This is a genomic window from Microbacterium sp. BH-3-3-3 (assembly GCF_007679045.1).
In the GTDB taxonomy this organism is placed as follows: domain Bacteria; phylum Actinomycetota; class Actinomycetes; order Actinomycetales; family Microbacteriaceae; genus Microbacterium; species Microbacterium algihabitans.
On the sequence record NZ_VEFS01000006.1, the window covers coordinates 71641 to 98064 of the forward strand.

The following is a 26424-nucleotide window of genomic DNA, read 5'->3' on the forward strand; positions in this document are numbered from 1 at the left end:
GGGCTCAGTAGCGGGAGAGCACCGCGAGCAGCTCCTCGCCGGAGTCCGTCTCTCGCCCGAGGCTCTTGCGCTGTACGTCGGCGAGGTGATGCTCGACCAGGGCGCACGCGGCGTCGGCGTCGCCCGCCTCCAGCATCTCGAGCAGCTGCTCGTGCTCGGCGATCGAGACCTCTTGGTCGATGTCGCGTCCGTAGATCGAGAGGATCAGGGCCGTGCGCGACACGACCTCGGACATGTAGCGCACGAGCAGGGTGTTCTCGCTCTCGCGCGCGATCAGCAGGTGGAACTCGCCGCCGAGCCGCGCCGACACGGTCGGGCGCCGGGACTCCCAGGCCTCGCGCTCCGCCCGCACGTGGGTGCGCAGCCGTGCGAGGGCGGCCGGGTCTCGGCGTTCGGCGACTAGGCGCACGCCCTCGCGCTCGAGGGCGGCCCGCACGGTGAACGCGTCGCGCGCCTCGTCGATGGTTGGTCGGGCGACGGCGGCCGATCGACCCGGAGGTGAGTCGACCACGCCGTCTCCGACGAGGCGTTGCAGGACCGTCCGCACGAGCGTGCGGCTCACGCCGTAGTGGGCGGCGAGGGCTTCTTCGCCGAGCTTCGTGCCGGGCCTGAGCGCTCCCTCGATGATCGCGGCACGCAGAGCCTCGTACGCGCGTTCCGCGCGCTCCGACGGGCGGGGGTCGTCTGCGGGCGTCGATCGTGGCATGGCTCGACTGTATACGGAGAGAGACCCTCTCTCACGTTTCCAGAGGGCCGAAACCTGTTGGACGCATGGGTGAAACCCGCGCAGTCTGTATACGAGATAGGAATGAATCTGTATACAGAAAGGACGCCACGTGTACGTCACCCTCACCGCTCAGCAGCGCGAACTCTTCGACCGCTCCCTTTCCGCCGGCGAAGCACTCGATCTCGACGACCTCGCACGCACGGCTCTCACCGAAACGGCATCCGGGATCCGTCGCCGCCCCCTCCCGGGCGTGCAGCCCACGGAGTGGACGTGGCGCGACGACGTCGCCTTCACACCGTCGACCCAGCGCGTCGTGCGCGAAGAACGACGCCTCGAGCCCGGCACCGGTAAGGCGTTCGAGGTGCGGGCCGGCCAGATTCTGCGGGTGTCGCAGGTGTCGGGCGACCAGTGCGCCGACCTGAACGTCTTCAACCTGCACGACTACCGCGAGGCGATGCACGTCGGCCGCACGCGCACCCTGCACGGCATCCATCCGGACCAGGGATCGTTCCTGTGGTCGGCCCCGCCGCGCGAGCGGGCGATGATGTACCTGCTCACCGACGACGCCGGGCTCAACGACACCCTGTTCCCGCGGTGCAGCGCCGCGATGTACGAGTCGATGTTCGGCTTCGACGAGCACACGAACTGCGCCGACATGCAGGCAGAGGCGCAGCGCGAATACGGGCTGACCCCCGACGACGTGCACGACTCGTTCAACCTGTTCATGGGAACGCGGGTGAACCCCGACGGCTCCTGTGAGGTCGTGCACCAGCACACCCCGGCCGACGCGTTCGTCGAGCTGATCGCGCTCATGGACGTGCTGGCCGTGCCGAACGTCTGCGGCAACGACATCTTCCGCACGAGCAACTACGCGCTGCGCCCACTCGATGTCACGGTGATGGATGCCGCGGAGGCCGACCTCGCCGCGGTCCCGGGGTTGCGCGCGCACCGCTCCCAGCGCACGCCCGCCGCGTTCACGCAGCCCCTCATCCGCACCGAGCGATCGCTGCGGCGCGACCCCGAGTACTCGCCGGCGTTCGCGCGCACGCCCGTCACCACCGAGCGGGTCGAAGTGTCGCTCGATGAGGCCGGGGCAGCGCTCCTCGATGCGCACGCGCGCCGCGACCTGTACGGCGACGACGACGAGGCGGCCCTGCGCGACCTGCTGATCAGCTGGTGGGTGGCCAGCCATGCCTGAGCCCACTACCCCGCACGAGGTCGACGACTTCGACACCCTGCCGCCCTATGAGCGCTACAAACTGCTCGCCGGTCTCATCGTCCCGCGTCCCATCGCGTGGATCACGACGGTCGACGCCGACGGGGTGGTCAACGCCGCGCCCTTCTCGATGTTCGCGATGGTGGGGGAGGACCCGCCCCTGCTGATGGTGAGCATCGACCGCCCCGCCGACGGTGGTCGCAAGGACACGGCGGCCAACATCGACGCGACGGGGGAGTTCGTCGTGCACCTGGTCGACCGTCCGCTCGCTGAGCAGATGGATGCCACGAGCACTCGGCATCCGTCCCACGTCGACGAACTCGCCCTCGTCGGCGTCGACACGGTGCCCGCGCAGACGGTGCGCCCGCCGGTCATCGCCGCCGCCCCCGTCGCCCTGGAGTGCGAACTCTGGCAGCGGCTCGAGATCCCCAGCCGCGAGATCTTCTTCGGCCGGATCCGGCGACTGCGCACGCGGTCCGGGCTCATCGACCGCGAGCTCATGCGCGTGCGCCTCGCCGACTACGCCCCGATCGGGCGGTTCGGCGCGAGCTTCTACACGACGACGATCGACCGTTTCACCCTCGCCGGCCAGCCGGCATCCACCTCCCTCGACACCCTCTGAGCACCATCCGAACCCGCAAGGAGCACCCATGTCCCCGTATCGCCGCGGCCCCGCCGCCGTCGCCACCCTCGCCGTCGCCGCCTTCGCCCTCAGCGCCTGTGCGGGCGCGGGAAGCGCGGCCGGCCCCGCTGCCCCGCCGTCGTCGGGCGCCGAGATCGGCTCCGTCGACCTCTCGAGCGTCTGCCCCTCGACGGTCGTCATCCAGACCGACTGGAACCCCCAGGCCGAACAGGGCGGGCTCTTCAACCTGCTCGGAGCGGATGCCGAGATCGACGCCTCACGCAAGAGCGTGTCGGGCCCGCTGATGTCGAAGGGCGAGTGGACCGGCGTGAACGTCGAGATCCGCGCCGGCGGCCCCGCGATCGGATTCCAGGGTGTGCCCTCGCAGATGTACACCGACCCCGACATCCTGCTCGGGTGGGTCAACACCGACGACGCGATCTCCGCCTCGGACGCCCTGCCGACGACGGCCGTCATGTCGACGTTCGAGAAGGCGCCGTGGGCGATCATGTGGGATCCGCAGACCTACCCCGACGTGCGCACGATCGCCGACATCGGCCGCACCTCGGCGACCGTCCGCTACTTCGACGGCACGACGTACATGGACTACCTGGTCGGGTCGGGACAGCTCCGCGCCGACCAGCTCGACGGCTCGTACGACGGCACGCCCGCCGGCTTCGTCGCGGCCGACGGAAAGGATGCGCAGCAGGGCTTCGCGACCGTCGAGCCGTGGGTGTACGAGAACGCGATCGCCGAGTGGGGTCGCCCCCTGTCGTACCAGCTGGTCGCCGACACGGGGTACCCGATCTACGCGGTGGCGCTGTCGGTGCGGACGGAGGACGTGACGGCGAAGAAGGACTGTCTCGAGAAGCTCGTGCCCGTCGTGCAGCAGGCGAGCGTGGACTACTTCGCGGATCCCGCCGCGGCCAACGACCTGCTCGTGCGCGCGGTCGAGGCCTACGACAACGGGTGGGTGTACCCCGCGGCCGAGGCCGAGAACTCTACGAAGCAGCAGCGGGAGCTGGACCTGGTCGCGAACGGTGCCGACGGCGTCTTCGGGTCGTTCGACGCAGACCGGGTGGCGAAGGTGCAGCAGATCGTCTCGCCGATCCTCGCCGACAAGGGCGTCGAGGTGAAGCAGGGTCTGACGCCCGAAGACCTGGCGACGAACGAGTTCCTGGATGCCGGGATCTCGCTGCCCTGACGAGCGCGAACGACTGCGGGGCCGGGGCGCATGACGCCGCGGCCCCGTCGTCATCTGCGGATTCGCTTTTCTGTTGCTCTGTGTTGTTTCGTGTTGTATCGTGTGGGAATCCTCGAAGGAGAACCCCGTGTACGCAATGGAGCGCCAGCAGCTCATCGAGCGCGAACTGCGCGACGTCGGACGTGTCAGCGTCGTCGACCTCGCCCGTCGCTTCGACGTCACGACCGAGACCGTGCGTCGTGATCTCGACCGTCTCGAGGGTCTCGGAACCCTCCGCCGCGTGCACGGCGGCGCGGTCGACGTCGCCCGGGGGAGCACCGCGGAATCGCCCCTGACCGAGCGCCGCGAGCGTCACCGCGACGCCAAGCGCGCGATCGCGGCCGCCGCCGCCTCGCTGCTCACCCCCGACTTCCGCGGCTCGATCTTCATCGACGCCGGAACCACCCCCGCCGCCGTCGCCGGCCTGCTGCCGGAGGCCCTCGGGGCGGGAATCGACGACGTCGAGATCGTTACGCACTCGCTCGAGGCCGCGCACCTGCTCGCCGGGGAGGAGCGCCTGTCGCTCACCACCATCGGCGGGCGCGTTCGCGGGGTCACCGGCGCCGCCGTCGGCGCGCACACCGTTCGCGCGATCGGCGAACTGCGCCCCGACATCGCGTTCGTGGGGACCAACGGACTGAGCGCCGGGTTCGGCCTCAGCACGCCGGACCCCGAAGAGGCCGCGGTCAAGGCCGCCATCATCCAGTCGGCGCGACGCATCGTGCTCGTGGCCGACGCCGCCAAGTTCGGCGAGGAGCTGCTCGTGCGCTTCGCGCGCCTCGACGAGCTCGACGTGCTCGTCACCGACGCGGCCCCGCCCGCTCCGCTCGCCGAGGCCCTCGCCGACGCCGACATCGAGGTGCGCATCGCATGATCGTCACACTGACCGCCAACCCCTCGGCCGACCGCGCCGTCGTGCTCTCCGACGCCCTCGCGCCCGGTGAGGTGCAGCGCGCGCTGTCGTCGCGCGAAGACGCCGGCGGCAAGGGCGTCAACGTGGCGCGCGTCGTCGCCGCCGCCGGCGCCCCCGCCCGCGCCGTCGTCCCCGTGGGCGCGCACGATCCCTACCGGGTGCTGCTCGAAGACACCGGCATCGCCCTCGACCTCGTCGACGTCGCCGGTCGCGCCCGGGCCAACCTCACCATCACCGACCCGGCGGGCGAGACCACCAAGCTGAACCTGCCGGGCGCCGAGCTCTCGTCGGCCGAAGCGCAGGCCGTGACCGACGGTGTCGTGGCCGCGGCCGAGGGCGCGACCTGGCTCGTGCTCGCGGGGTCGCTCCCGCCGGGTGTCCCGGCGTCGTTCTACGCCGACCTCGTCGCGGCCGTCCGCGAACGCTGGGCAGCAGACGCCCCCCGCATCGCCGTCGACGCCTCCGGCGCAGCCCTGGCCGAGGTCGTGGCCACCGCGCGGCCCGACCTCATCAAGCCCAACCACGAGGAGCTCGCCGAACTGGTCGGCGAAGACGCCGCGGGCGACCTCGACGTGATCACCGAAGCCACCCGACGCGCGCACCAGCTCGTGCCCGAGCACGTGGCATCCGCCCTCGTCACCCTCGGCGCCGACGGAGCGCTGCTTTTCACGGCCGAGGGAGCCTGGCGCGGATACGCCCCCAAGGTCCAGGTCGCGAGCACGGTCGGCGCGGGCGACAGCTCGCTGGCCGGCTACCTGCTCGCCGACCTCGAGGGGGCCTCCGCCCCCGACCGCCTCGCCCGCAGCATCGCCTACGGCGCCGCCGCTGCGACCCTGCCGGGCACGCAGCCCCCGACCCCGGCCGATCTGCCCGCGGGCCCGATCGCCGTTTCCGTTTTCTCCACCCCCACCGCCACATCCTGACCACGGAGGTCACGACAATGTCCGACATCATCACTCCGGAGCTCGTCAGCCTCGACGCGCCCCTGGGCGCCGACAAGCAGTCGGTGATCCGTGCCCTCGCCGAGCGCGTCGTCGCGCAGGGCCGCGCGACCAGCGCGCAAGAGCTCTTCGACGACGCGTGGGCCCGCGAGCAGAAAGACGAGACGGGCCTGCCCGGCGGCATCGGCATCCCGCACGCGCGCAGCGCCTCGGTCACCGAGCCCACCCTCGCCTTCGCCCGCCTGACGCCCGGCGTCGACTTCGGCGCCCCCGACGGCCCGGCCGACATCGTGTTCCTCATCGCCGCGCCCGCCGGTGCCGACGAGGCGCACCTCTCGGTGCTGTCGCAGCTCGCCCGCAGCCTCATGAACAACGACTTCATGTCGGGCCTGCGCGCGGCGCAGACGCCCACCGACGCCGTGAAGATCATCACGGATGCCATCACCCCGGCCGCCGCGCCCGCCGCAGCCGCCGCGCCCGCAGCCGCACCCGCACCCGCCGCGACCCGCGCCGAGTCGCGCGGCGCCACGACCACCACGACGAAGAAGATCGTCGCGGTCACCGCGTGCGCCACCGGCATCGCCCACACCTTCATGGCCGCCGACGCGCTCACCGCCGCCGGCGCCGAGACCGAGGGCGTCGAGCTCATCGTCGAGCCGCAGGGCTCCAGCGGCTACAAGGCCCTTCCGCAGAGCGTGATCGACGACGCCGACGCCGTGATCTTCGCGGTCGATGTCGACGTGCGCGAGCCGCAGCGCTTCGCGGGCAAGCCCGTCGTCCGCGCGGGCGTCAAGCGCGGCATCGAGCAGCCGAAGCAGCTCATCGCCGAGGCCCTCGCCGCCAGCGAGAACCCGAACGCCGCTCGCGTGCCGGGCGCCGGCGCCGCGGCATCCGCCTCGGAGGTCCCCGTCGCGCAGCAGTCGGTGGGTCGCCGCATCCAGCGCTGGCTGCTCACCGGTGTCAGCTACATGATCCCGTTCGTCGCCGGTGGCGGTCTGCTGATCGCCCTCGGCTTCCTGCTCGGCGGCTACAAGGTCACCGAGAACGCGGCCAACATCATCATCCAGAACTCGCTGTGGGACCTGCCCACCGAGAACCTGACCTCGTCGTTCGGCCCGCTGGGGCAGTACCTCGGCTCCGTCGCGTTCATGATCGGCGCCACCTCCATGGGCTTCCTGGTCGCCGTGCTCGCCGGGTTCATCGCCTATGCGATCGCCGACCGCCCGGGCATCGCGCCCGGCTTCGTCGCCGGTGCCGTGGCCGTGCTCATGAACGCCGGCTTCATCGGCGGCATCATCGGCGGTCTGCTGGCCGGTTTCATCGCCTGGTGGCTCGGACGCTTCGACGCGCCGCGGTGGCTGCGCGGTCTGATGCCCGTCGTGATCGTGCCGTTCCTCGGGTCGATCTTCGCCTCCGGTCTGATGATCCTCTTCCTCGGTCGTCCGATCGCCGCCCTCATGACGGCGCTGACCGACGGCCTCACCTCGCTCGCCGCGAGCGGTGCCGGCGCCATCCTGCTGGGCGTGATCCTCGGCCTGATGATGTGCTTCGACCTCGGCGGACCGGTCAACAAGGTCGCCTACGTCTTCGCCACGACCGGCCTCGCCGCGGCCACGCAGACCAACACCGCGCCGTACCTCATCATGGCCGCGGTCATGGCCGCCGGCATGGTGCCCCCGCTCGCGATGGCGCTGGCCTCGACAATCCTCGCCCGGGGCAAGTTCACCCCCGTCGAGCGCGAGAACGGCGCAGCCGCGTGGCTGCTCGGCGCCTCGTTCATCTCCGAGGGCGCGATCCCGTTCGCCGCGGCCGACCCGCTGCGCGTCATCCCCGCGTCGATGGTCGGCGGTGCGATCACCGGTGGTCTGAGCATGCTCATCGGTGTGCAGTCGTACGCCCCGCACGGCGGCTTCTTCGTGCTCTTCGCGATCAACCCCGTGTGGGGTTTCCCGCTGGCGATCATCGCGGGTACCGTCGTGACGGCGCTCATCGTCGTCGCTCTCAAGGGCATCGGCCGCAGCACCAAGGACGCCGCCGTCACCGAGGCTGCGCCCGCAGCCACGGTCGCCGCGTAAACACCCCCGTCGAATCGGAAGGATTCACCATGGCAGAACGTCAGGCCACCATCGCCAGCAGCTCCGGACTCCACGCCCGCCCCGCGAAGCTCTTCGTGCAGGCCGTGCAGGAGAAGAAGGTGCCCGTCACCATCTCGGCCGACGGCGGAGCCGACCTCAACGCCGGCAGCATCCTCTCGCTCATGGGTCTCGGCGCCGGTCACGGCACGGTCGTGACGCTCAAGGCCGAGGGCGAGGGTGCCGAGCAGGCGCTCGACGAGCTCGTCGCCCTGCTCGAGACGGATCTCGACGCGCAGTAAGCACCTCGCATCAGAACACCGGATGCCGCGGGCCCCAGGGCTCGCGGCATCCGGTGTTCTCGTGTGTCGGGACGGAGGCCCGTCAGATCTCCGTCGAGTCGCCCGGCTTGAGGTCGACGAACGACCCGCCGTGCTGCTCGACGGCCCAGGTGAGGCGTGCATCGCCCATCTGCTTGCCCGCGACCGACAGGGTCATGTCGTGCGTGGCGAACACGCGTTCGGGCTTGACGTCGAGCACGTAGTCGATGGCGTCGCCGATCTTCAGCCACGGGGCTCCGACGGGGGCTGCGAGCAGCGCGACCTTCTTGTGCTTGGGAACGGCGTACGAGTCACCGGGGTAGTAGAGGGACTCGTTGACGAGGACGCCGACGTTGTCGACCACCGGGATCGACGAGTGGATGACCTCGTGCTTCCCGCCGAAGAACTCCAGGTGGAACGGACCCAGGTCCAGCGTGTCGCCGGGGTTCACTACCGACACGTCGAAGCCGGCGGCGGCCTCGCGCACGCCCTCCGGACCGTAGACCGGCACGCCGGGGTGGGCTTTCTGCAGACGTGTGAGGTGCTCGGGGGTCCAGTGGTCGGCGTGCTCGTGCGTGATGACGATGCCGACGAGCCCGTCGAGGTCGTCGAGCGGCGAGGTGAAGCTGCCCGGATCGATGACCAGGCTGTGTCCGGCTTCAGAGACGACGAGGGCGGCGTGTTCGTGCTTGGTGAGACGCATGAGTCGAGTCAACTCCCGGCGGCGGGGGCACGGCAAGCGCTGGCGCATCGGGTGAACAGCGTCTAATGCCTCTTCCGTCGCGCGTGCTCGCGCGGTACGGTGGCCGGACACGCCCGGGAATTCGGTGGCTCGGCCCCGATTTTGCGTGCGCGTCATTCGTGATGCATACTTGAACGGTTGCGACGCGGCCCCATCGTATAGCGGCCTAGTACGCCGCCCTCTCACGGCGGTAACGCGGGTTCGAATCCCGCTGGGGTCACCAACACGACGAAGAGCCTCGACCGGATGGTCGGGGCTCTTCGTCGTTGTCGGCGACGGTGTCCGGACGAGGAGCTGCGTGCGCGGGTTGGGCCCCACCGCCGTCGCCCGCCGCTCAGCCCTCGCGCGCCGCGCGGCGACGCCGGATCACGCGCCGCACGCCCCACACGATCGCCCAGGCCGCGCCGGCGACGACGATCCAGGGCAGGAGGAATCCGAGGCCGATCACGAGTCCGTTGAGGGTCGCGACGAGGCCGTTCCACCCGGCGACCAGGCCGTCGCCGAAGCCCGCGGGATCCGCGGTGACCGTGGCCGTGCGCGCGTTCAGCTGAACGCTGAGCGACGACAGGGCGACCTGCGACTCGATGCTCTGCAGCACCTGGCGGTCGCTGTCGAGCTGCGCCTGCCGATCGGCGAGCGCGGACTCGGCGGTGACGAGGTCGGACACCGACGCGGCCTGAGCGAGCAGTTCGGTGAGGCGGGCGACCGAGGCTTCGCCGGCGGCGACGCGGGCGCGCAGGTCGACGCTCTGCTCGGTCACGTCGGAGCGTGTCACGCTCGTCGCCGTGACGTCGCCGACGGAGCCGAGGCCGTCCATCACCTGCGTCAGGGTGTCGGCGGGCACGCGCACGGTGATCCAGCCCGAGTCCGTGGTCGGCGTCGTCGACGCGGCGCCGTCGACGGGTACGAGCACCTGCCCACCGCCGACCTGCGACGACTCGACGTAGCCTCCGACCCCGGTCGCCGTCGCATTGATGGCGGCGATCGCCGCGGCGACGTCGTCGACCTCGACGGTGCTCGATCCGGTGGTCACGATGTCGCGCCCCGCGGTGGCGGTTCCGGATGCCGCGGACCCCTGTTCCGTCGAGCTCGCACCGGCAGAACCCGAGGTGCCGGCATCCGGACCCGGGGCGACCGGCGCGGTGTCGGCGACCGAACCGCCCGCGGACTGATCGCGCGATCCGGACTCCGGGGCGCTTCCGGCCTCGATCGCGGTGCTCGAAGCGCCGGTGCCCTGCGTGACGCCGAGCGAGGGCCCGACGATCGCGGCGACCACGACGACGGCCGCGGCCGCGGCGACACCGGTCCAGACGCCGCGGCGTCGCCGACGCCGCCGGTCGCGCTCATCGGCGATGCGACCGAACACGGCGGCTTCGATGGCCTCCACGCGGTCGTGGGACAGAGGGGGAAGGGTCGGGGTGGTCATGGGGTCTCCGTCTCCATCGCGGTGGCGCGCACCCGGGAACGGATGCGGGAGAGGCGATTGCGCACCGTGCCGTGCGAGACGCCGAGCGACGCGGCGGCCGCCTCGTAGTCGTAACCCTCGGCGGCGCACAGGCGGAAGATCTCGCGATCCAGCTCGCTCAGACGGTCCACGGCGGCGAGGATCGCGGCGACCGTCTGCGCCTGCACGACCTGCGCCTCGACATCGACGGCCGAGGGGATCTCGTCGTCGAGCGCCGCGTGCGAACCGTGGCGGCGTCGAGCCCGCAGCTTGTTCTGCGCCTGCAGCCGGCACACCGTTACGAGCCACGGCAGGAGCGAGGCACCCTCGAGACGCAGCGACGGGATCTTCCGCCACGCGACGACGAAGGTCTCCTGCGCGACGTCCTCGGCATCGGCCGTCACGCCGAGCAGCCCGAACGCGACCCAGTACACCGGCCGCACGTACGCGCGGTACAGCGTGCGGAAGGCCGCCTCGGAGCCGGCCGCGGCGCGCGCGACGAGCGCCCTGTCGTCGATCACGTCGTCGGTCATCGGCATCCACTTCCCGATCGGGCCGAGGCTCTGCGAGCACTCTCTCACTACAGAAGTGTCCGGTCCGAGCGGATCGTCTCACGGATGTACGCACGTTATGAGCACTACTTGCATAAGGCGGTGGCCGACGGGGAGCACCGGATAAACTCGAGCGTTTCCCCCGACGAAAGGCCCCGCGATGGAGCTGCAGCTCGACCCGCTCTTCCAGACGATCACGCTGGTGGTGCTGGTCGTCATCCTCATCGCCGACCTGCTCATCATCCTCAAGCGCCCGCACATCCCGGCGCCGAAGGAGTCGACGCTGTGGGTCGTCTTCTACGTCACGCTCGCGCTGATCTTCGCCGGGGTGCTGTGGATCGTCGCCGGGGGAGAGGTCGCGGGTCAGTTCGTCGCGGGCTGGCTCACCGAGTACAGCCTGTCGATCGACAACCTGTTCGTTTTCGTGCTGATCATGGGCCAGTTCTCGGTGCCGCGCCGGTACCAGCAGGAGGTGCTGATGGTCGGCATCATCATCGCGCTCATCCTGCGTGGCGCGTTCATCCTGGTCGGCGCGACGATCATTGAGAACTTCAGCCCGATCTTCTACCTCTTCGGCGCCTTCCTCATCTACACCGCGATCCGCCAGGCGTTCCCCGGCGACGACCACGACGACGACTCGCAGAAAGAGAACCTCATCGTGCGGACGCTGCGTCGCGTGCTGCCGATGAGCGACGAGTACGACGGCAAGAAGGTCATCACGCGCATCAAGGGCAAGAAGGTCTTCACGCCCATGATCATCGTGTTCGTCGCGATCGGCGTGACCGATCTGCTGTTCGCGATCGACTCGATCCCCGCGATCTTCGGCATCACGCAGAGCCCGTTCATCGTCTTCACCGCGAACCTCTTCGCGCTGATGGGTCTTCGCCAGCTGTACTTCCTGCTGGGCGACCTGCTCGACCGCCTGAAGTACCTGCACTACGGCATCGCGTTCATCCTCGCGTTCATCGGCGTGAAGCTGATCCTGCACGCGATGCACGTCAACGAGCTGTCGTTCCTCAACGGCGGGGAGCCCATCGAGTGGGCGCCCGAGATCTCGACGTGGGTCTCGCTCGCGGTGATCGTGCTGTCGATGGCGGTCGCGACCCTCGCGAGCCTCGCATCGTCGCGCAAGGAGTCGTCGGCGAACGACCGTCACGAGGCAGCGGCGGAGGTCGCAGACGAGAAGGGCACCCCCGCGACCGTGGAGCAGCCCGAGCGCGACTGAGCGCCTGAGGGCTGGTCGTCGAGGACCCTGAGCTTGTCAAAGGGTCCGGGCCCAGCAGGGTCCGGTGGCTTCGACAGGCTCAGCCACCGGGGTGAGTGCCCGCGGGGTCCGGTGGCTTCGACAGGCTCAGCCACCTGGGGCGGGGCCTGCAAGCTCCGGTGGCTTCGACGGGCTCAGCCACCTGGGTCGACAGGCACAGCCACCTGGGGTCACGGCATCCGCCCCGCTAGAACGCGCGCAGATTCGCCTGCAGGCCGCCGTCGACGTACTCCTCGCGGAGGATGCCGCGCCGGCGCAGGATCGGCACGAGGTCGTCGAGCACACGGTGCACGGTGACCGGGTGCAGGTCGCCCCACAGCAGCACGCCGTCGTTGCCCCAGTCGCCGAGCTCCTCGATGCGGTCGGCGAACTCGTCGGCCGTCCCCACGAAGCCGGAGCCGTCGTTCAACCGGCCCAGGCGCGCGTGCGCGGAGAAGATCGTGCGCAGGGGAGCGTCGTCGTCGTGTTTTCCGACGAGGCGGCGGATGCTGCCCTCCGACACGTGCTCGCCGAAGATCGAGCGGTCGAGCGGCTTGTCGAGGTCGAGCCCGGTGAGATCGGTCTCGAGATCGCTGGACTGCTTGCGCGCGATGGCGACCAGCGCCTCGTCGGTCGGATCGGCGGATGCCGCGACCAGACGATCGGCTTCCTCCGGCGACGAGACGAGCACGGGCTGGATCGCGAAGAGGATCTTGATGTCGGACACCGTGCGCCCCGCTGCTTCGGCGGCCGCGTGGATGCGACCGCGATACGCGCGGATGCTCTGCTCGTCGAGGGGCGCGAGCGCGAGCTGCACGTCGGAGTTGTGCCCCGCGAACGACAGGCCACGGCCCGATCCGCCGGGGGAGACGATCGCCGGCGCGCCGTCGGTGAAGGGGACGGCGTTGAGCGGCCCGTCGAAGCCGAAGTGCTCGCCTCGGTGCTGCACCGCCTCGAGCTTCGTACCGTCGGCGTAGACACCCGTCTCCTCATCGGCGACCAGAGCGCCCTCACCCCAGCTGTTCCAGAGCTTCCGGATGCCGTCGAGCCACTCTTCGGCACGGTCGTAGGCCGCGTCGTGCCCGAGCTGCGGCGCGGCGGAGAAGTGTCGCGCGCTGCCGGTGTCGGTCACGACGTTCAGGCCGAGACGGTGGCCGCTCAGGTGCTGGAGCGTCGCGAACTGCCGGGCGGCGGTGTACGGCAGGTACGCGGCCGGGTTGACCGTCGGCACCACGCCCAGGTGCCGCGTCGCCGCGAACAGGTACGGCGCGAGCAGCAGCGGGTCGTGCTTGGGCCCGCCGAAGGCGTGTCGCACGCGCAGGTCGATCGTGTCGGCGCTGCCGAGCGAGGGCGCGTCTTCGATGATCAGCAGGTCGAAACCGGCCTGCTCGAGCGTGCGGGCGGAGTCCTGGTAGAGGCCGGGCTCGGTCCAGCGGTGGTTCCAGCGCAGGGAGGGGTGGCCCCACCCGTGCGGGCCGAATCCGCGCGCGAGGAACCAGCCGAAGTGCTGCAGCCGGCTCACAGCACGACCGTCTCGCGCTCGAGGACGGGCACGCCGACGAGCGCCTGGTCGAGGTCGGCCAGCAGGTCGTCGATGTCTTCGATGCCGATCGACAGGCGGATCGTGCCGGGGAAGACCCCCGCCCGCTGGCGCTCCTCGACGGTGCGGGCGGCGTGCGAGGTGCTCTGCGGGTGCAGCACGAGCGAGCGCACGTCGCCGAGGTGGGTCATGTGCGTGATGACCTCGACCGACTGCACGACGTGTCGCGCGGCCTCGAGACCGCCGCGCAGGGTGACGGTGAAGACCGAGCCGAAGCCGCGCGTGAGATACCGCTCACCGAGGTCGTGGTGGGGGTGCGAGTCGAGACCGATGTAGTCGACGCGCTCCACCTCGGGGCGCTGTTCGAGCCAGCGGGCGACGGCGAGGGCGTTCTGCGACTGACGTTCGACGCGCAGGCTCAGCGTCTCGATGCCCTGGCCGATGAGGAAGGCGTTCAGCGGCGAGGGCGAGGGGCCGAACCGCGGCGCCACGCTCTCGCGGAGGTACTGTCCGCGCGCGCGGGCGCCGTACTTCTCGGCGTAGCTCGCCCCGCCCAGGCGGTCGGTCTGCACGAGGTGGGGGAAGCGGTGACCGGATGCCGCGGCGTCGAAGCGACCGTCGTCGACGATGACCCCGCCGAGCACGGCGCCTTGACCGGCGAGGAACTTGCTCGCCGAGTGCACGACGACGGCGGCCCCGTGCTCGATCGGGCGGAGCAGGTACGGAGTGGTGAACGTGCTGTCGACGACGAGCGGGATGCCGTGCTCGGCGCCGATCGCGGCCACCGCGGCCACGTCGAGCACGTCGTTGCGGGCGTTCGAGAGCGTCTCGGCGAAGAGGGCCCGCGTGCGGGGCGTGATCGCGGCGCGCCAGGCATCGAGGTCATCGGTGTCGACGAAGGTCGTCTCGACCCCCAGACGCGCGAGGTTGTCGAGCAGGAGACCGCGGGTGCCCTCGTAGATGTGCTCCGACACGACGACGTGGTCGCCCGCGCCCGCGAGGGCGAGGAGCGCGACGGTGACCGCCGCCTGACCGCTCGACACGAGCACGGCCTGGTCGCCGCCCTCGAGCGAGGCGAGGCGCTCCTCGACGGCGTGCACGGTGGGGTTGCCGGTGCGGCTGTATCCGAAGCCCGTGCCCTCGCCGAAGTGCGCGGCCGACTCGTCGAGGTCGCTGAACGTGAAGCCCGCGGTGAGGTAGATCGGGGTCGCGCGGGGGCTCGCCTGCGCGGTCGCCGATCCTGCGTGGACCTGGCGAGTGGAGAAACCGGTGTCGGCGCCTGCGGCCATGGCGCACTCCTTCCTTCGGGTCGGCCCAGATTCGCACGCGCGGGCGCCGGGCGACGAAACGTGCGTCGCTCTGTGACACCGCCGGCGAGGCATCCGGTGCCTCTTCGTGACGGCAGGGGTGTCGGATGCCGGTGGTATCGTGACGACGTGCGGATCGCTCGCCTCCTCCTTAGCGGCCGCGACGAGACCTTGTCCTAGGCCTCTCTCGTCGCGGAGTTCGTCGCGGGCCTCACACCCCCTTCCGAGGAGAAACGCAAGACATGAGCACGATTCCCGAGAACCCTCGCACCCTGGCCGAGAAGGTCTGGGACGACCACCTCGTCGTCAAGGGCGAGAACGGTCAGCCCGACCTCATCTACATCGACCTGCACCTCGTGCACGAGGTCACCAGCCCCCAGGCCTTCGACGGCCTGCGCGGCGAGGGGCGCCCCGTGAGGCGGCTCGATCTGACGATCGCGACCGAAGACCACAACACCCCGACACTCGACATCGACAAGCCGATCGCCGACCTCACCAGCCGTACCCAGATCGACACGCTGCGCCGCAACGCCGACGAGTTCGGCGTCCGCATCCACTCGCTGGGCGACAAAGAGCAGGGCATCGTCCACGTGGTCGGTCCGCAGCTCGGCCTCACCATGCCGGGCATCACCGTCGTGTGCGGCGACTCGCACACTTCGACCCACGGCGCGTTCGGCGCGATGGCGTTCGGCATCGGCACGAGCGAGGTCGAGCACGTGCTCGCCACGCAGACGCTGCCGCTCAAGCCCTTCAAGACGATGGCCATCACCGTCGAGGGCGAGCTGAAGCCCGGCGTCACCGCGAAAGACATCATCCTCGCGATCATCGCCAAGATCGGCGCCAACGGCGGGCAGGGCTACGTGCTCGAGTTCCGCGGCAGCGCGATCCGCTCCCTCTCGATGGAGGGGCGCATGACGATGTGCAACATGTCGATCGAGGCCGGCGCCCGCGCGGGCATGATCGCCCCCGACGAGACGACCTTCGCCTACGTCAAGGACAAGCCGCACGCTCCGCAGGGCCAGGACTGGGACGACGCGGTCGCCTACTGGCGCACACTGCCGAGCGATGAGGGCGCCGCCTACGACGCCGAGGTGTTCCTCGACGCCGCCGAGCTCGAACCCTTCGTCACCTGGGGCACGAACCCCGGTCAGGGCGTCTCGCTGAGCGACGTCGTCCCCACCCCGGCCGACATCGTCGACGCCAACGAGCGCGCCGCGGCCGAGCGGGCGCTCGAGTACATGGACCTGCAGGCCGGCACCCCGATGAAGGACATCCCGGTGGATGCCGTGTTCATGGGCTCCTGCACGAACAGCCGCATCGAAGACCTCCGCGCCTTCGCCTCGGTCATCGAGGGGCGCACCAAGGCGGAGAACGTCCGCGTCATGGTCGTGCCGGGATCGGCGCGCGTGCGCCTCGAAGCCGAGGCCGAGGGCCTCGACAAGGTCTTCACCGACTTCGGCGCCGAGTGGCGCTTCGCCGGGTGCTCGATGTGCCTGGGCATGAATCCCGACCAGCTGGCCCCGGGGGAGCGCTGCGCGTCGACCTCGAACCGCAACTTCGAAGGACGCCAGGGCAAGGGCGGCCGCACGCACCTCGTGTCGCCGCTCGTCGCCGCGGCCACGGCCGTGCGCGGAACGCTGTCGAGCCCGGCCGATCTGGACCCCGTAGCCACCGAGACCGTTTCGACCGGGGCGGAGGCCTGACATGGAGAAGTTCACCACGCACACCGGAATCGCGGCCCCGCTGAAGCGGTCGGCCGTCGACACCGACCAGATCATCCCCGCCGTGTTCCTCAAGCGCGTCACCAAGACGGGCTTCGCAGACGCCCTGTTCTCGAACTGGCGCCAAGACCCCGGGTTCGTTCTCAATCAGGACGCCTACCGCTCGGCATCCGTTCTCGTCGCCGGCCCCGACTTCGGAACGGGATCCAGCCGCGAGCACGCCGTGTGGGCGCTGCGCGACTACGGGTTCCGCGTCGTGCTGAGTCCGAAGTTCGCCGACATCTTCCGCGGCAACTCGGGCAAGCAAGGCCTGGTCACGGGGGTGATCACCGAAGACGAGGTCGAGCAGATCTGGGCCGTCCTCGAGGCGCACCCCGGCACCGAGATGACCGTCGACCTGCAGGCGAAGACCGCCACGGTCGGCGGCCTCACGGTCTCTTTCGAGATCGACGATTACACTAGGTGGCGGCTTCTCGAAGGGCTCGACGACATCGGGCTCACGCTGCGTGACGAAGACAAGATCACGCAGTTCGAGGCGCGCCGCGAGGCATGGCGGCCGCAGACCCTTCCGGTCCGCTGAGCCCGATCGACCCGATCGGGTCGATCTGCCGCCCCTCGTCCACGAAGTGAGGTCCACCCCCCATGAGCACACTCGTCACCGATTCCGGAGACCAGAACCCCGGACAGCCGGACTGGGAGGCGGCCGAGACCCTCGCGATCCGCGGCGGCCGGCCCCTGCGCGGAACCGTCGAGGTCAAGGGCGCGAAGAACCTGGTGACGAAGGCCATGGTGGCCGCGCTCCTGGGCGAGACCACGAGCACGCTGCGCGACGTGCCGATGATCAGCGACGTCAAGGTCGTCCGCTCGCTCCTCGAGGTGCACGGCGTCACGGTGACCGAGGGTGACGAGGAGGGCACGCTCCACCTCGACCCCTCGGGCGCCGTCGCCGCGCACTTCGAAGAGATCGACGCCCACGCGGGCGCGTCGCGCATCCCGATCCTCTTCTGCGGCCCGCTGCTGCACCTCCTGGGTGAGGCGCTCATCCCCGACCTCGGCGGATGCCGCATCGGCGATCGCCCCATCAACTTCCACATGGACGCCCTGCGCGCCTTCGGTGCCGTCGTCGACAAGAGCTACGAGGGCATCCGCATCACGGCGCCCAACGGCCTGCACGGCGCCTCGATCGAGCTGCCGTACCCCAGCGTGGGCGCGACCGAGCAGGTGCTGCTCACGGCCGTCCGTGCGAAGGGCGTGACGGAGCTGCGCAACGCCGCGATCGAGCCCGAGATCATGGATCTCATCGCCGTGCTGCAGAAGATGGGCGCGATCATCTCGTACGAGCCCAACCGCGTCATCTTCATCGAAGGCGTCGACAAGCTCGTCGGCTACGACCACCGCGCGATCTTCGACCGCAACGAGGCCGCGTCGTGGGCCTGCGCCGCGCTCGCGACCGACGGCGAGATCTTCGCCAAGGGTGCGCGCCAGCAGGACATGCTGACCTTCCTCAACGTCTTCCGCAAGGCCGGCGGATGGTTCGACGTGCGCGAAGACGGCATCCTCTTCCGCCGCGGCGACGCCCTCAAGCCCGTCATGGTCGAGACCGACGTGCACCCCGGCTTCATGACCGACTGGCAGCAGCCGCTCATCGTGGCCCTCACGCAGGCGTCCGGCACCTCGACGGTGCACGAGACGGTGTACGAGAACCGTCTCGGCTTCACCGAGGCCCTCAACAAGATGGGCGCCGACATCACCGTGCACCCGAAGGGCATCTCGAGCCCCGACCGCCGCGTTCCGCGTCGTTCGCTCGAGCAGGCCGCCGTCATCAACGGCCCGACGCCCCTGCACGGCGCCGACGTCGAGGTGCCCGACCTGCGCGGCGGCTACAGCTACGTCATCGCGGCCCTGGCCGCCGAGGGCGAGTCGACGGTGCGCAACATCGGCATCATCCGCCGTGGCTACGAGAAGTTCCTCGAGAAGCTGACCGCTCTCGACGCCGACTTCGACGTCGTGGGCTGACCCGTGGCCGCCTCGCCCGAGAAGACGAAGCCGAGCGCCTTCTGGCCGCTCGCGGCGATCATCGTGCCCATCACGGGCCTGTTCGCCCGCATCGAGATCCGCGGGGCCGAGAACCTCCCGCGGGAGGGCGCGTACGTCATCGCTCCGAACCACAACTCGGAGTTCGATCCGGTGATCGTCGCCGTCGCGGTGTGGCGTCTCGGGCGCGCACCGCGGTTCATGGCGAAAGAGAGCCTGTTCAAGGTCCCCGTTCTCGGGGCCGCCCTGAAGGCGACCGGAATGGTGCCCGTGCCGCGCACCTCGACGAGCGCGAACCAGTCGATGAAGGCCGCGCAGCAGATCGCGAGCGACGGCCGCGGCGTCATCGTGTACGCCGAGGGAACCCTCACGCGCGATCCCGAGCTGTGGCCCATGCGCGGCAAGACCGGCGCGGTGCGCCTCGCCCTCGCCGCCGACCTGCCGCTGATTCCGATGGCGCAGTGGGGCGTGCAGCAGATCCTCCCGCGCTACGGCAAGCTGAAGTTCCCGCGTCGCTCGCACGTGATCGTCGAGATCGGACCCGCGATGGACCTCAGCGAGTACACCGCGACCGCGACCCAGCCCGCCACGCTCGTCAAGGCCACCGACGCGATGATGAACCGCATCACTGAGATGCTCGCCGGCATCCGGGGCCTTCCCGCTCCGACCGAGCGCTGGAACCCGTCGCAGCACGGGCAGAACGAGACGGGCCGCCTTGACGCGTAAGGCGGTCGTGCCCACCACCGGGCCCAAGGTCGCCGTCGTCGGCGCGGGCAGCTGGGGCACGACGTTCGGCAAGATCCTCGCCGACGGCGGGGCCTCGGTCGTCATGTGGGCGCGCCGCCCCGAACTGGCCGCCGAGATCACCGAGTCCAAGCGCAACAGTCGTTACCTCTCGGGCATCAACCTGCCGCGGACCATGACCGCGACGACCGATCTGGCCGAGGCGCTGAACGGCGCCGAGCAGATCTTCCTGTCGGTGCCGAGCCAGTCGCTGCGCGAGAACCTCGCGGCCATCCGTCCGCTCGTCGAACACACCGACGTACCGCTCGTCTCGCTCATGAAGGGCGTCGAGAAGTCGACCGGCCTGCGCATGAGCCAGGTCATCGAACAGGTGCTCGAGTGCGACCCGGCGCGCATCGCCGTGGCATCCGGCCCCAACCTCGCCCTCGAGATCGCCCGCGAGCAGCCGACCGCGGCCGTCATCAGCTCGCTGAGCCCCGAGACGGCCGAGGCCGTGGCCCGCCGCGCGCGCAACAGGTACTTCCGCTCGTTCGTGAACACCGACGTGATCGGTACCGAGTTCGGCGGCGTGCTGAAGAACCTCATCGCCGTCGCGATCGGCATCGTCGACGGCGTCGGCTACGGCGAGAACACCAAGGCCTCGATCATCACGCGCGGTCTGGTCGAGATGACCGACTTCGCCGTCGCGCAAGGTGCCCAGCCCGAGACGCTGCAGGGCCTCGCGGGCCTCGGCGACCTCATCGCGACGTGCCAGTCGCCGCTCAGCCGCAACAACACCGCCGGGCGCCTGCTCGGCCAGGGCTACGGCTACAAAGAGGTCGTGGCCCAGATGCAGCAGACCGCGGAGGGCCTGGCATCCGTCGCCCCCGTCCTGCAGCTCGCGAAGCAGGTCGGCGTCGACATGCCCATCGTGCAGCAGGTCAAGATGGTGCTCGACGGGACCATGGACCCGCGCGACATCGCACCGCACCTGACGACAGACGACGACCAGCCGCAGGGCGAGAGGACGCAGAATGACCAAACCGGTGGTGGTGGTGCTCTTCGGCGGGCGCTCCAGCGAGCATTCGATCAGTTCCGCCACGGCGGGCGGGGTGCTGCGGGCGATCGACCGTGACCGCTTCCGGGTCATCCCGGTCGGCATCACGCGCGACGGCGCCTTCGTGCTCGAAGACGACGATCCCGACAAGTTCGCGCTGATCCCCGACGCGCTGCCTGAGGTGCGCGACAACGGCACGCGCGTGCGCCTGCCCGACTCGACGCTCTCGCGCGAGTGGACGGTGACGGATGCCGAGGGCACCCGCTCCCTCGGAGACGTCGACGTCGTGCTGCCGATCCTGCACGGCCGCTTCGGTGAGGACGGCACCGTGCAGGGGCTGCTCGAGCTGCTCGGCATCCCGTACGCCGGCGGGGGAGTGCTCATGTCGGCGATCGGCATGAACAAGCACGTGACCAAGCAGGTGCTGCGCGCGGCGAACGTGCCCGTCGTGCCGTGGGTCGCGGTGACCCGCGCCGACCTCACCCGCGACCAAGCCCTGTGGGAGCGCCGCATCCGCGCACTCGACCTGCCCGTGTTCGTCAAGCCGAACGAGGCCGGCTCCAGCGTCGGCGTGACGAAGGTGTCGCTGTGGGACGACCTCGACGCCGCACTCGACACCGCCTTCGCCGAAGACGGCCTGGTGCTGATCGAGAAGGCGATCGTCGGCCGCGAGGTGGAGTGCGGCGTGCTCCCCGGACGTGACGGCGGACCGGTGCGCGTCAGCGTCGCCGGCGAGATCGTCGTGACCGGTCGGGAGTTCTACGACTTCGAGGCGAAGTACCTGGGAGCTGCGGGCGTCGAGCTCGTGTGCCCCGCCGACCTGCGCGACGGTGAGCTCGCCGAGATGCAGCGGATCGCCGCCCAGGCGTTCGAGGCCATCGGCGGTCAGGGCCTCGCCCGCGTCGACTTCTTCTACACCGGCACCGAGTTCTACGTGAACGAGGTGAACACCATGCCCGGGTTCACACCGATCTCGATGTTCCCGACCTGCTGGATCGCCTCGGGCCTGTCGTACCCCGACCTCATCAGCGACCTGCTCGACGCGGCCCTCGCGAAGGCCTGACGCGCGGGATCAGGGGGTCGGCGTCGGAGACGGGGTCGTGTCGGAGGCCGAGGTGCACACGGCACCCGTCGACGGCAGGTACTGACTGATCAGTGGGCCGAGGGCCTGGGCCACGTCGGCGCTGCTCGCCTCTTCGTAGTCGAGGTAGACCTGGATCGCGGGACTGCGCCCGAAGGTCGTGAGCGTGTAGCGGTTCTGGTCGGCCTGCGACTCGTCGACGAGCCAGTCGACTCCGTCGAACGGACGGCACGGAAGCGTCGACGGACCGGGGGTCTCGAGGCCGCACGTCATGAGGATCGCGGCGGGGTCGCCCCACGCGCCGGTCGACTGCGCGTCCGTCCACCGGCGCTGCTGGCCCGAGATCTGGTCGGGCAGGCGCGAGATGACGTCGGCGCAGGCGGGGTCGTTCGCCTGCTTCGCCGGTTCCATCGCGACCGTCGTGCTGCACGCCGCGAGTCCCGGGAGAAGGACGAGGGCGGCGACGAGCGCGAGGGAGCGGGAGGAGCGGGGCACCCCTCCAGGCTAATAGCGTGGGGAGGTGACCGACGCCGAGACCACCCGTGCAATGACTGTGGGGGAGCTGTCCGAGGGGCAGATCCTGCGCGGCATCCTCGACCGCCTTCCTCCCTCGACCGCGCCGGTGGGGCCGGGCGACGATGCCGCGGTGCTGGCGGTGCCCGACGGGCGGGTGGTCGCAACCACCGACACGCTCGTGCACGGGCCGGATTTCCGCCTGGCGTGGTCGCAGCCCTTCGACCTCGGGTTCAAGGCGGCGGCGGTGAACCTTTCCGACGTCGCGGCGATGGGGGCGCGACCGATCGCCCTGCTCGTGGCCCTCGCGATGCCGGATGCCACCCCCGTGTCGTTCGTGCGCGGTTTCGCCGACGGCCTCGCCGCCGCCTGCGCGGAGCTTGCTCCCGGCTGCGCGGTCGAGGGCGGCGACCTCACCGTGTCGGACACCCTCACGATCGCCGTGACGGCGCTCGGCAGCCTCGACGGCCGCGAACCGGTGCGCCGCTCGGGCGCGCGCGCCGGCGACGGCGTCTACGTGATCGGCGAGCTGGGAGAGGCCGCGCGCGGGCTCGAGGTGCTGTTCCGACGGTTCACGGATGCCGAGGGGGCCCCGGTCCCGGTCGATCCGGCGCTGCTCGACTCGGCCGAGGCCCGCGCTCTGTCGCGCCAGCTCCGGCCGCGCCCACCCATCGCCGAGGCGCTGGAGGCCGCGGCATCCGGAGCCACCGCCATGATGGACGTCTCGGACGGCCTCGTGCTCGACGCGACGCGCCTGGCCGATGCCTCCGACGTCACCATCGCGTTCGACAGCGCGACGCTGGGAGACGACCCGGGCCTCGCGCTCGACGGGGGAGAGGACCACGGCTTCCTCGTGACTTTCCCCGCAGACGCCGTCCCTCTCGGTCGCCGCGTCGGCACGGTCGAACCGCGCGGCGCGGAGGCGGTCACGGTCGACGGGCGCGCCTGGACCGGTCGCGGCGGCTGGGACCCCTACCGCGATTGGGACGCCGGGCGCGGCTGAGTCAGGCGGGGCGCCCCCACCACATCGTCGTGTCGCCGTAGGCGCGGTCGCGGTCGGCTTCGAGGCCGGCGGCGGCCCAGTCGGGCGTGGGGGAACGCTTCGCACGTTCGACGATCACCGTGGCATCCGGACTCAACCGCGGAGCGAGGGCGACCAGGGCGCGCGTGAGCTCGTCGTCGCCGACGTCGTAGGGCGGGTCGAGGAACACGAGGTCGAATTCGGCGACGGATGCCGAGAGCCAGGTCGTGACGTTCGCCCGGTGCACGCGCGCGGGGGCGTTCACGCCCGCGGTGCGCAGACGGTCGGCGTTCTTGCGGATGAGCGTCGCGGCGGGGGCCGACAGCTCGACGAGGTCGGCGGACGCCGCGCCGCGGCTCAGGCTCTCGAGCCCCAGGGCCCCGGATCCGGCGTACAGGTCGGCCACGCGCGCGTCGTCGAGGAGCCCGGCCGATTCGAGCGCGCCGAACAGCGACTCGCGGACGCGGTCGCTGGTGGGCCGCGTGCCCTTCGGGGGGACGTCGAGAACGGTGCCGCCGGCGCGGCCGGAGATGATGCGCGTCACCGTCCCAGCCTAGGGTCCGGGCGTGGTCGCCGCCGGGCGGGCCGTCGGTGTCGGAGGCCCTGCCTAGACTCGGAGGCATGCCCGGATTCTCGCTCGCGTCGCGCCTCGACGGCGCCATCGGCGGCAAGACGGCGACGGCGTTCGACAAGGCGTTCGGCGTGAAGACCGTGGGCGAGCTGCTCGAGCACTATCCGCGGCGGTACGCACGACGCGGCGAGCTCACGCCCATCGCCTCTCTGCCGCTGGGCGAACCCGTCACGATCGTGGCCGAGGTGGTCAGCGCGAGCGAGCGCCGCATGCAGAACCGGCGCGGATCCCTGCTCGAGGTCGTCATCAGCGACGGCGACGGGCGCATGTCGCTGACGTACTTCAACCAGCCGTGGCGGCTGAAAGACCTCACTCCCGGGCGACGGGGCATCTTCTCGGGCAAGGTCGGCGAGTACCGCCGCCAGACGCAGCTGACCAACCCCGACTACGAGCTGTTCGACGACCTCGCCGAAGCCCGCGCCGAGGCCGAGGTCACGGCGAAGCGGCCGATCCCGATCTATCCGGCGACGAGCTCGGTGCCCAGCACCCTCGTGCAGAAGACCATCTCGCTCGTGCTCGACGGGCTCGACGACATCGACGACCCGCTGCCCGAGAGCCTCCGCGCCCGGCGTGGACTGCTCCCGGCGCGGGCGGCGCTCGAGAGCATCCACCGCCCGCAGCACGACGACGACATCCCTCCCGCGGTGCAGACCCTGCGCATGCAAGAGGCGTTCGTGCTGCAGACCGCCCTGCTGCAGCAGCGGCAGTTCGTGCGCGCGCTGTCGGCGACCAAGAGACCGGCCGCCACGGGCGGACTCCTCGAACGGTTCGACGCGATCCTGCCGTTCGAGCTGACGCCCGACCAGCAGACCGTCGGAGCGCAACTGCAGGCCGACCTCGTGGCCGATTGGCCGATGAACCGTCTGGTGCAGGGCGAGGTCGGTTCGGGCAAGACGCTGGTGGCGCTGCGCGCGATGCTGCAGGTCGCCGAGTCGGGCGGGCAGTCCGCGCTCATCGCGCCCACCGAGGTGCTGGCGGGTCAGCACCTGCGGTCGATCGCGCGGATGCTGGGTCCCGAGCTCGCGCCCGAGCTCATGCCGACGCTGCTGACGGGGCAGATGCCCGCGGCCGAGCGCCGCAAGGCGGCTCTGCGCGTCGCGTCGGGTCAGGCGCGCATCGTCGTCGGGACCCACGCCCTGCTGAGCGCGACGACGACCTTCGCCGATCTCGGTTTCGTGGTGGTCGACGAGCAGCACCGCTTCGGCGTCGATCAGCGCGAGGCCCTGCGCTCCAAGGGCGACTCCCCGCACACGCTGGTGCTGACCGCGACGCCCATTCCGCGCACGGTGGCCATGACGGTGTTCGGCGACCTCGACGTCTCGACCATCCGCACCATGCCGGCCGGTCGCGCGGGCATCCAGTCGTTCGTCGCCCCTCTTGCCGAGAAGCCCGGCTGGTTCGCCCGGGTGTGGGATCGCGTGACCGAAGAGGTCGCGCTCGGCCGACAGGCGTTCGTGGTCTGCCCCGCCATCGACGCCGATCAGGTGGCCGACGGGAAGAGCGACGAACCCGCCGATGCGCCCGATGCACCCGCTCCGACCGCCGCCGAGGGAGCGCGCACGCGCTGGGGCGTGGTGCAGGTCGAAGCCCTGCTGTCGCAGCTGCCCGCGTTCCGCGGCATCCACACCCAGATCCTGCACGGCAAGATGTCGGCCGACGAGAAGGACGCCGTCATGCAGGCCTTCGCCCGCGGCGACATCGACGTGCTCGTCGCCACGACCGTCATCGAAGTCGGCGTCGACGTGCCCAACGCCTCCACGATGGTGATCCTCGAGGCCGACCGCTTCGGCGTGTCGCAGCTGCACCAGTTGCGCGGCCGCGTCGGGCGAGGAGGCCTGCCGGGGCTCTGCCTGCTCGTGACCGAGGCCGCGCCCGGAACCTCGGCGCGCTCGCGGGTCGAAGCGGTCGCCGCGACCCTCGACGGCTTCGCGCTGGCCGAGGTCGACCTCGAACTGCGCGGAGAGGGCGATGTGCTCGGTGGTGCCCAGTCGGGGGCACGCTCCTCGCTCAAGCTGCTGCGCGTCATCACCGACTCCGAGCTCATCGTCGAGGCACGCGCCGAGGGCGAGAGGCTTCTCGCCGACGACCCGGCTCTGCAGCGGCATCCGGCCCTCGCCGCCGCCCTCGAACGCCGAGTCGGGGTGGAGGAGCGCGCCGCGCTGGCGAAGTCCTGAGCACCCGCCGCCTCGGCCGGAGCGGTCGGTAGGCTGGCCGCATGGATCCCCGGATCGCCGTCGTGCCCGGCTCGTTCGACCCGCCCACGCTCGGTCACCTCGACGTCATCCGTCGCGCCGCCGGTCTGTTCGACCAGCTGCACGTGCTCGTCGTGCACAACCCCGGCAAAGAGGCGATGCTGCCCATCGCCCAGCGTCAGCAGCTGCTCGAGCAGTCGATCTCGGAGGCAGGCGTCGAGGGCGACGTGATCGTCGCCGCGTGGAGCATGGGTCTGCTCGTCGACTACGCCACCGAAGTGGGCGCGAAGGTGCTCGTGAAGGGCATCCGCTCGCAGGTCGACGTCGCCTACGAGACGCCCATGGCGATCGTCAACCGCGACCTCGCGCACGTCGAGACGGTGTTCCTGCTGCCCGACCCCGCCCACGCCCTCGTCTCGAGCTCGCTCGTGCGCCAGGTCGCGGGACTCGGCGGAGACGTGTCGCCCTACGTGCCGCCGGCCGTCGCCCGCTTCCTCGACACCGGCGCCCGCGGCATCTGAGGCGCCGCTACGGGCCGAGCAAACCGCCCGGCGTTCGCCCCCGCGTGCC

General features: G+C 70.7%; 25 protein-coding genes and 1 tRNA gene. 18 read left to right on the forward strand and 8 right to left on the reverse strand.

Annotated elements, in window-relative coordinates; translation table 11 throughout:
• Positions 1-4: 4 nt before the first annotated feature.
• Positions 5-706 carry a GntR family transcriptional regulator gene (locus FS769_RS15115; RefSeq protein WP_144834853.1) on the reverse strand — a complete coding sequence of 234 codons (702 nt, stop codon included), beginning with the start codon at positions 704-706 and terminating at the stop codon, positions 5-7.
• Between the two features lie 130 nt (positions 707-836).
• Here FS769_RS15115 and FS769_RS15120 point away from each other — a divergent pair, with 130 nt between their 5' ends.
• The 7 genes from FS769_RS15120 (at position 837) to FS769_RS15150 (ending at position 8036) form a co-directional block, all read left to right on the forward strand.
• On the forward strand, positions 837-1925 hold the full coding sequence (locus tag FS769_RS15120; protein ID WP_144834855.1) for an urea carboxylase-associated family protein: 1089 nt from the start codon (positions 837-839) through the stop codon (positions 1923-1925).
• A complete protein-coding gene (locus FS769_RS15125; protein ID WP_144834857.1) occupies positions 1918-2565 on the forward strand; it encodes a flavin reductase family protein in 648 nt (215 codons plus the stop codon). The genes FS769_RS15120 and FS769_RS15125 overlap by 8 nt, the downstream gene beginning before the upstream one ends.
• Positions 2566-2593: 28 nt before the next feature.
• On the forward strand, positions 2594-3769 hold the full coding sequence (locus tag FS769_RS15130; protein WP_144834859.1) for an ABC transporter substrate-binding protein: 1176 nt from the start codon (positions 2594-2596) through the stop codon (positions 3767-3769).
• Between the two features lie 127 nt (positions 3770-3896).
• Complete coding sequence (locus FS769_RS15135) at positions 3897-4682, forward strand: DeoR/GlpR family DNA-binding transcription regulator (RefSeq protein WP_186325580.1); 786 nt, start codon at positions 3897-3899, stop codon at positions 4680-4682.
• Positions 4679-5644: a 1-phosphofructokinase family hexose kinase gene (locus tag FS769_RS15140; RefSeq protein WP_144834860.1), complete on the forward strand. Its 966-nt coding sequence runs from the start codon at positions 4679-4681 to the stop codon at positions 5642-5644. The genes FS769_RS15135 and FS769_RS15140 overlap by 4 nt, the downstream gene beginning before the upstream one ends.
• A 17-nt stretch (positions 5645-5661) precedes the next feature.
• Positions 5662-7737: a fructose-specific PTS transporter subunit EIIC gene (locus tag FS769_RS15145; RefSeq protein ID WP_144834862.1), complete on the forward strand. Its 2076-nt coding sequence runs from the start codon at positions 5662-5664 to the stop codon at positions 7735-7737.
• A 29-nt stretch (positions 7738-7766) separates the two neighbouring features.
• A complete protein-coding gene (locus FS769_RS15150) occupies positions 7767-8036 on the forward strand; it encodes an HPr family phosphocarrier protein (RefSeq protein WP_144834863.1) in 270 nt (89 codons plus the stop codon).
• 82 nt (positions 8037-8118) lie between these two features.
• On the opposite strand, the gene FS769_RS15155 is transcribed toward FS769_RS15150, so the two are convergent.
• Positions 8119-8757: an MBL fold metallo-hydrolase gene (locus FS769_RS15155; RefSeq protein WP_144834865.1), complete on the reverse strand. Its 639-nt coding sequence runs from the start codon at positions 8755-8757 to the stop codon at positions 8119-8121.
• A 186-nt stretch (positions 8758-8943) separates the two neighbouring features.
• Between FS769_RS15155 and FS769_RS15160 the strand changes: the two genes are divergently transcribed.
• Positions 8944-9019 (forward strand) — tRNA-Glu (locus FS769_RS15160).
• Between the two features lie 111 nt (positions 9020-9130).
• Here FS769_RS15160 and FS769_RS15165 read toward each other — a convergent pair.
• Together FS769_RS15165 and FS769_RS15170 are read right to left on the reverse strand one after the other, a co-directional pair.
• On the reverse strand, positions 9131-10222 hold the full coding sequence (locus tag FS769_RS15165; protein WP_144834867.1) for a DUF4349 domain-containing protein: 1092 nt from the start codon (positions 10220-10222) through the stop codon (positions 9131-9133).
• Positions 10219-10773, reverse strand: coding sequence for an RNA polymerase sigma factor (locus FS769_RS15170; protein ID WP_144834869.1), 555 nt, complete (start codon positions 10771-10773; stop codon positions 10219-10221). Before FS769_RS15170 ends, FS769_RS15165 begins: the two co-directional genes overlap by 4 nt.
• A gap of 178 nt (positions 10774-10951) precedes the next feature.
• Between FS769_RS15170 and FS769_RS15175 the strand changes: the two genes are divergently transcribed.
• A complete protein-coding gene (locus FS769_RS15175; protein ID WP_144834871.1) occupies positions 10952-12016 on the forward strand; it encodes a TerC family protein in 1065 nt (354 codons plus the stop codon).
• A gap of 226 nt (positions 12017-12242) precedes the next feature.
• Here FS769_RS15175 and FS769_RS15180 read toward each other — a convergent pair whose 3' ends face one another.
• Positions 12243-13556, reverse strand: coding sequence for an LLM class flavin-dependent oxidoreductase (locus FS769_RS15180; RefSeq protein ID WP_144834873.1), 1314 nt, complete (start codon positions 13554-13556; stop codon positions 12243-12245).
• Positions 13553-14863 carry an O-acetylhomoserine aminocarboxypropyltransferase/cysteine synthase family protein gene (locus tag FS769_RS15185; RefSeq protein ID WP_144834874.1) on the reverse strand — a complete coding sequence of 437 codons (1311 nt, stop codon included), beginning with the start codon at positions 14861-14863 and terminating at the stop codon, positions 13553-13555. Before FS769_RS15185 ends, FS769_RS15180 begins: the two co-directional genes overlap by 4 nt.
• 260 nt (positions 14864-15123) lie before the next feature.
• Here FS769_RS15185 and leuC point away from each other — a divergent pair, with 260 nt between their 5' ends.
• The 6 genes from leuC (at position 15124) to FS769_RS15215 (ending at position 21479) form a co-directional block, all read left to right on the forward strand.
• Positions 15124-16584 carry a 3-isopropylmalate dehydratase large subunit gene (leuC, locus tag FS769_RS15190; protein ID WP_144834876.1) on the forward strand — a complete coding sequence of 487 codons (1461 nt, stop codon included), beginning with the start codon at positions 15124-15126 and terminating at the stop codon, positions 16582-16584.
• Position 16585: 1 nt separating this feature from the next.
• On the forward strand, positions 16586-17182 hold the full coding sequence (leuD, locus tag FS769_RS15195; protein WP_144834878.1) for a 3-isopropylmalate dehydratase small subunit: 597 nt from the start codon (positions 16586-16588) through the stop codon (positions 17180-17182).
• Between the two features lie 62 nt (positions 17183-17244).
• Positions 17245-18618 carry a UDP-N-acetylglucosamine 1-carboxyvinyltransferase gene (murA, locus tag FS769_RS15200; RefSeq protein WP_144834880.1) on the forward strand — a complete coding sequence of 458 codons (1374 nt, stop codon included), beginning with the start codon at positions 17245-17247 and terminating at the stop codon, positions 18616-18618.
• A 3-nt stretch (positions 18619-18621) separates the two neighbouring features.
• Positions 18622-19362, forward strand: coding sequence for a 1-acyl-sn-glycerol-3-phosphate acyltransferase (locus FS769_RS15205; protein ID WP_144834882.1), 741 nt, complete (start codon positions 18622-18624; stop codon positions 19360-19362).
• Positions 19352-20494, forward strand: coding sequence for an NAD(P)H-dependent glycerol-3-phosphate dehydrogenase (locus tag FS769_RS15210; protein WP_144834884.1), 1143 nt, complete (start codon positions 19352-19354; stop codon positions 20492-20494). Before FS769_RS15205 ends, FS769_RS15210 begins: the two co-directional genes overlap by 11 nt.
• Positions 20394-21479, forward strand: a complete 1086-nt coding sequence (locus tag FS769_RS15215) for a D-alanine--D-alanine ligase family protein (RefSeq protein ID WP_144834886.1) — start codon at positions 20394-20396, stop codon at positions 21477-21479. Before FS769_RS15210 ends, FS769_RS15215 begins: the two co-directional genes overlap by 101 nt.
• Before the next feature lie 9 nt (positions 21480-21488).
• Here FS769_RS15215 and FS769_RS15220 read toward each other — a convergent pair whose 3' ends face one another.
• Positions 21489-21992, reverse strand: coding sequence for a DUF3515 family protein (locus FS769_RS15220; RefSeq protein WP_144834888.1), 504 nt, complete (start codon positions 21990-21992; stop codon positions 21489-21491).
• Positions 21993-22044: 52 nt separating this feature from the next.
• Between FS769_RS15220 and thiL the strand changes: the two genes are divergently transcribed.
• Positions 22045-23013, forward strand: coding sequence for a thiamine-phosphate kinase (gene thiL / locus FS769_RS15225; protein ID WP_144835043.1), 969 nt, complete (start codon positions 22045-22047; stop codon positions 23011-23013).
• Between the two features lies 1 nt (position 23014).
• Here thiL and rsmD read toward each other — a convergent pair whose 3' ends face one another.
• Positions 23015-23575 carry a 16S rRNA (guanine(966)-N(2))-methyltransferase RsmD gene (gene rsmD / locus FS769_RS15230; RefSeq protein WP_144834890.1) on the reverse strand — a complete coding sequence of 187 codons (561 nt, stop codon included), beginning with the start codon at positions 23573-23575 and terminating at the stop codon, positions 23015-23017.
• A 77-nt stretch (positions 23576-23652) separates the two neighbouring features.
• Here rsmD and FS769_RS15235 point away from each other — a divergent pair, with 77 nt between their 5' ends.
• The gene (locus FS769_RS15235) at positions 23653-25836 is read left to right on the forward strand and encodes an ATP-dependent DNA helicase RecG (RefSeq protein WP_144834892.1); all 2184 of its coding nucleotides are present in this window, start codon (positions 23653-23655) and stop codon (positions 25834-25836) included.
• A gap of 41 nt (positions 25837-25877) precedes the next feature.
• Positions 25878-26375 (forward strand): pantetheine-phosphate adenylyltransferase, encoded by a 498-nt coding sequence (gene coaD / locus FS769_RS15240; RefSeq protein ID WP_144834894.1) that lies wholly within the window; start codon positions 25878-25880, stop codon positions 26373-26375.
• Positions 26376-26424 lie beyond the last annotated feature (49 nt).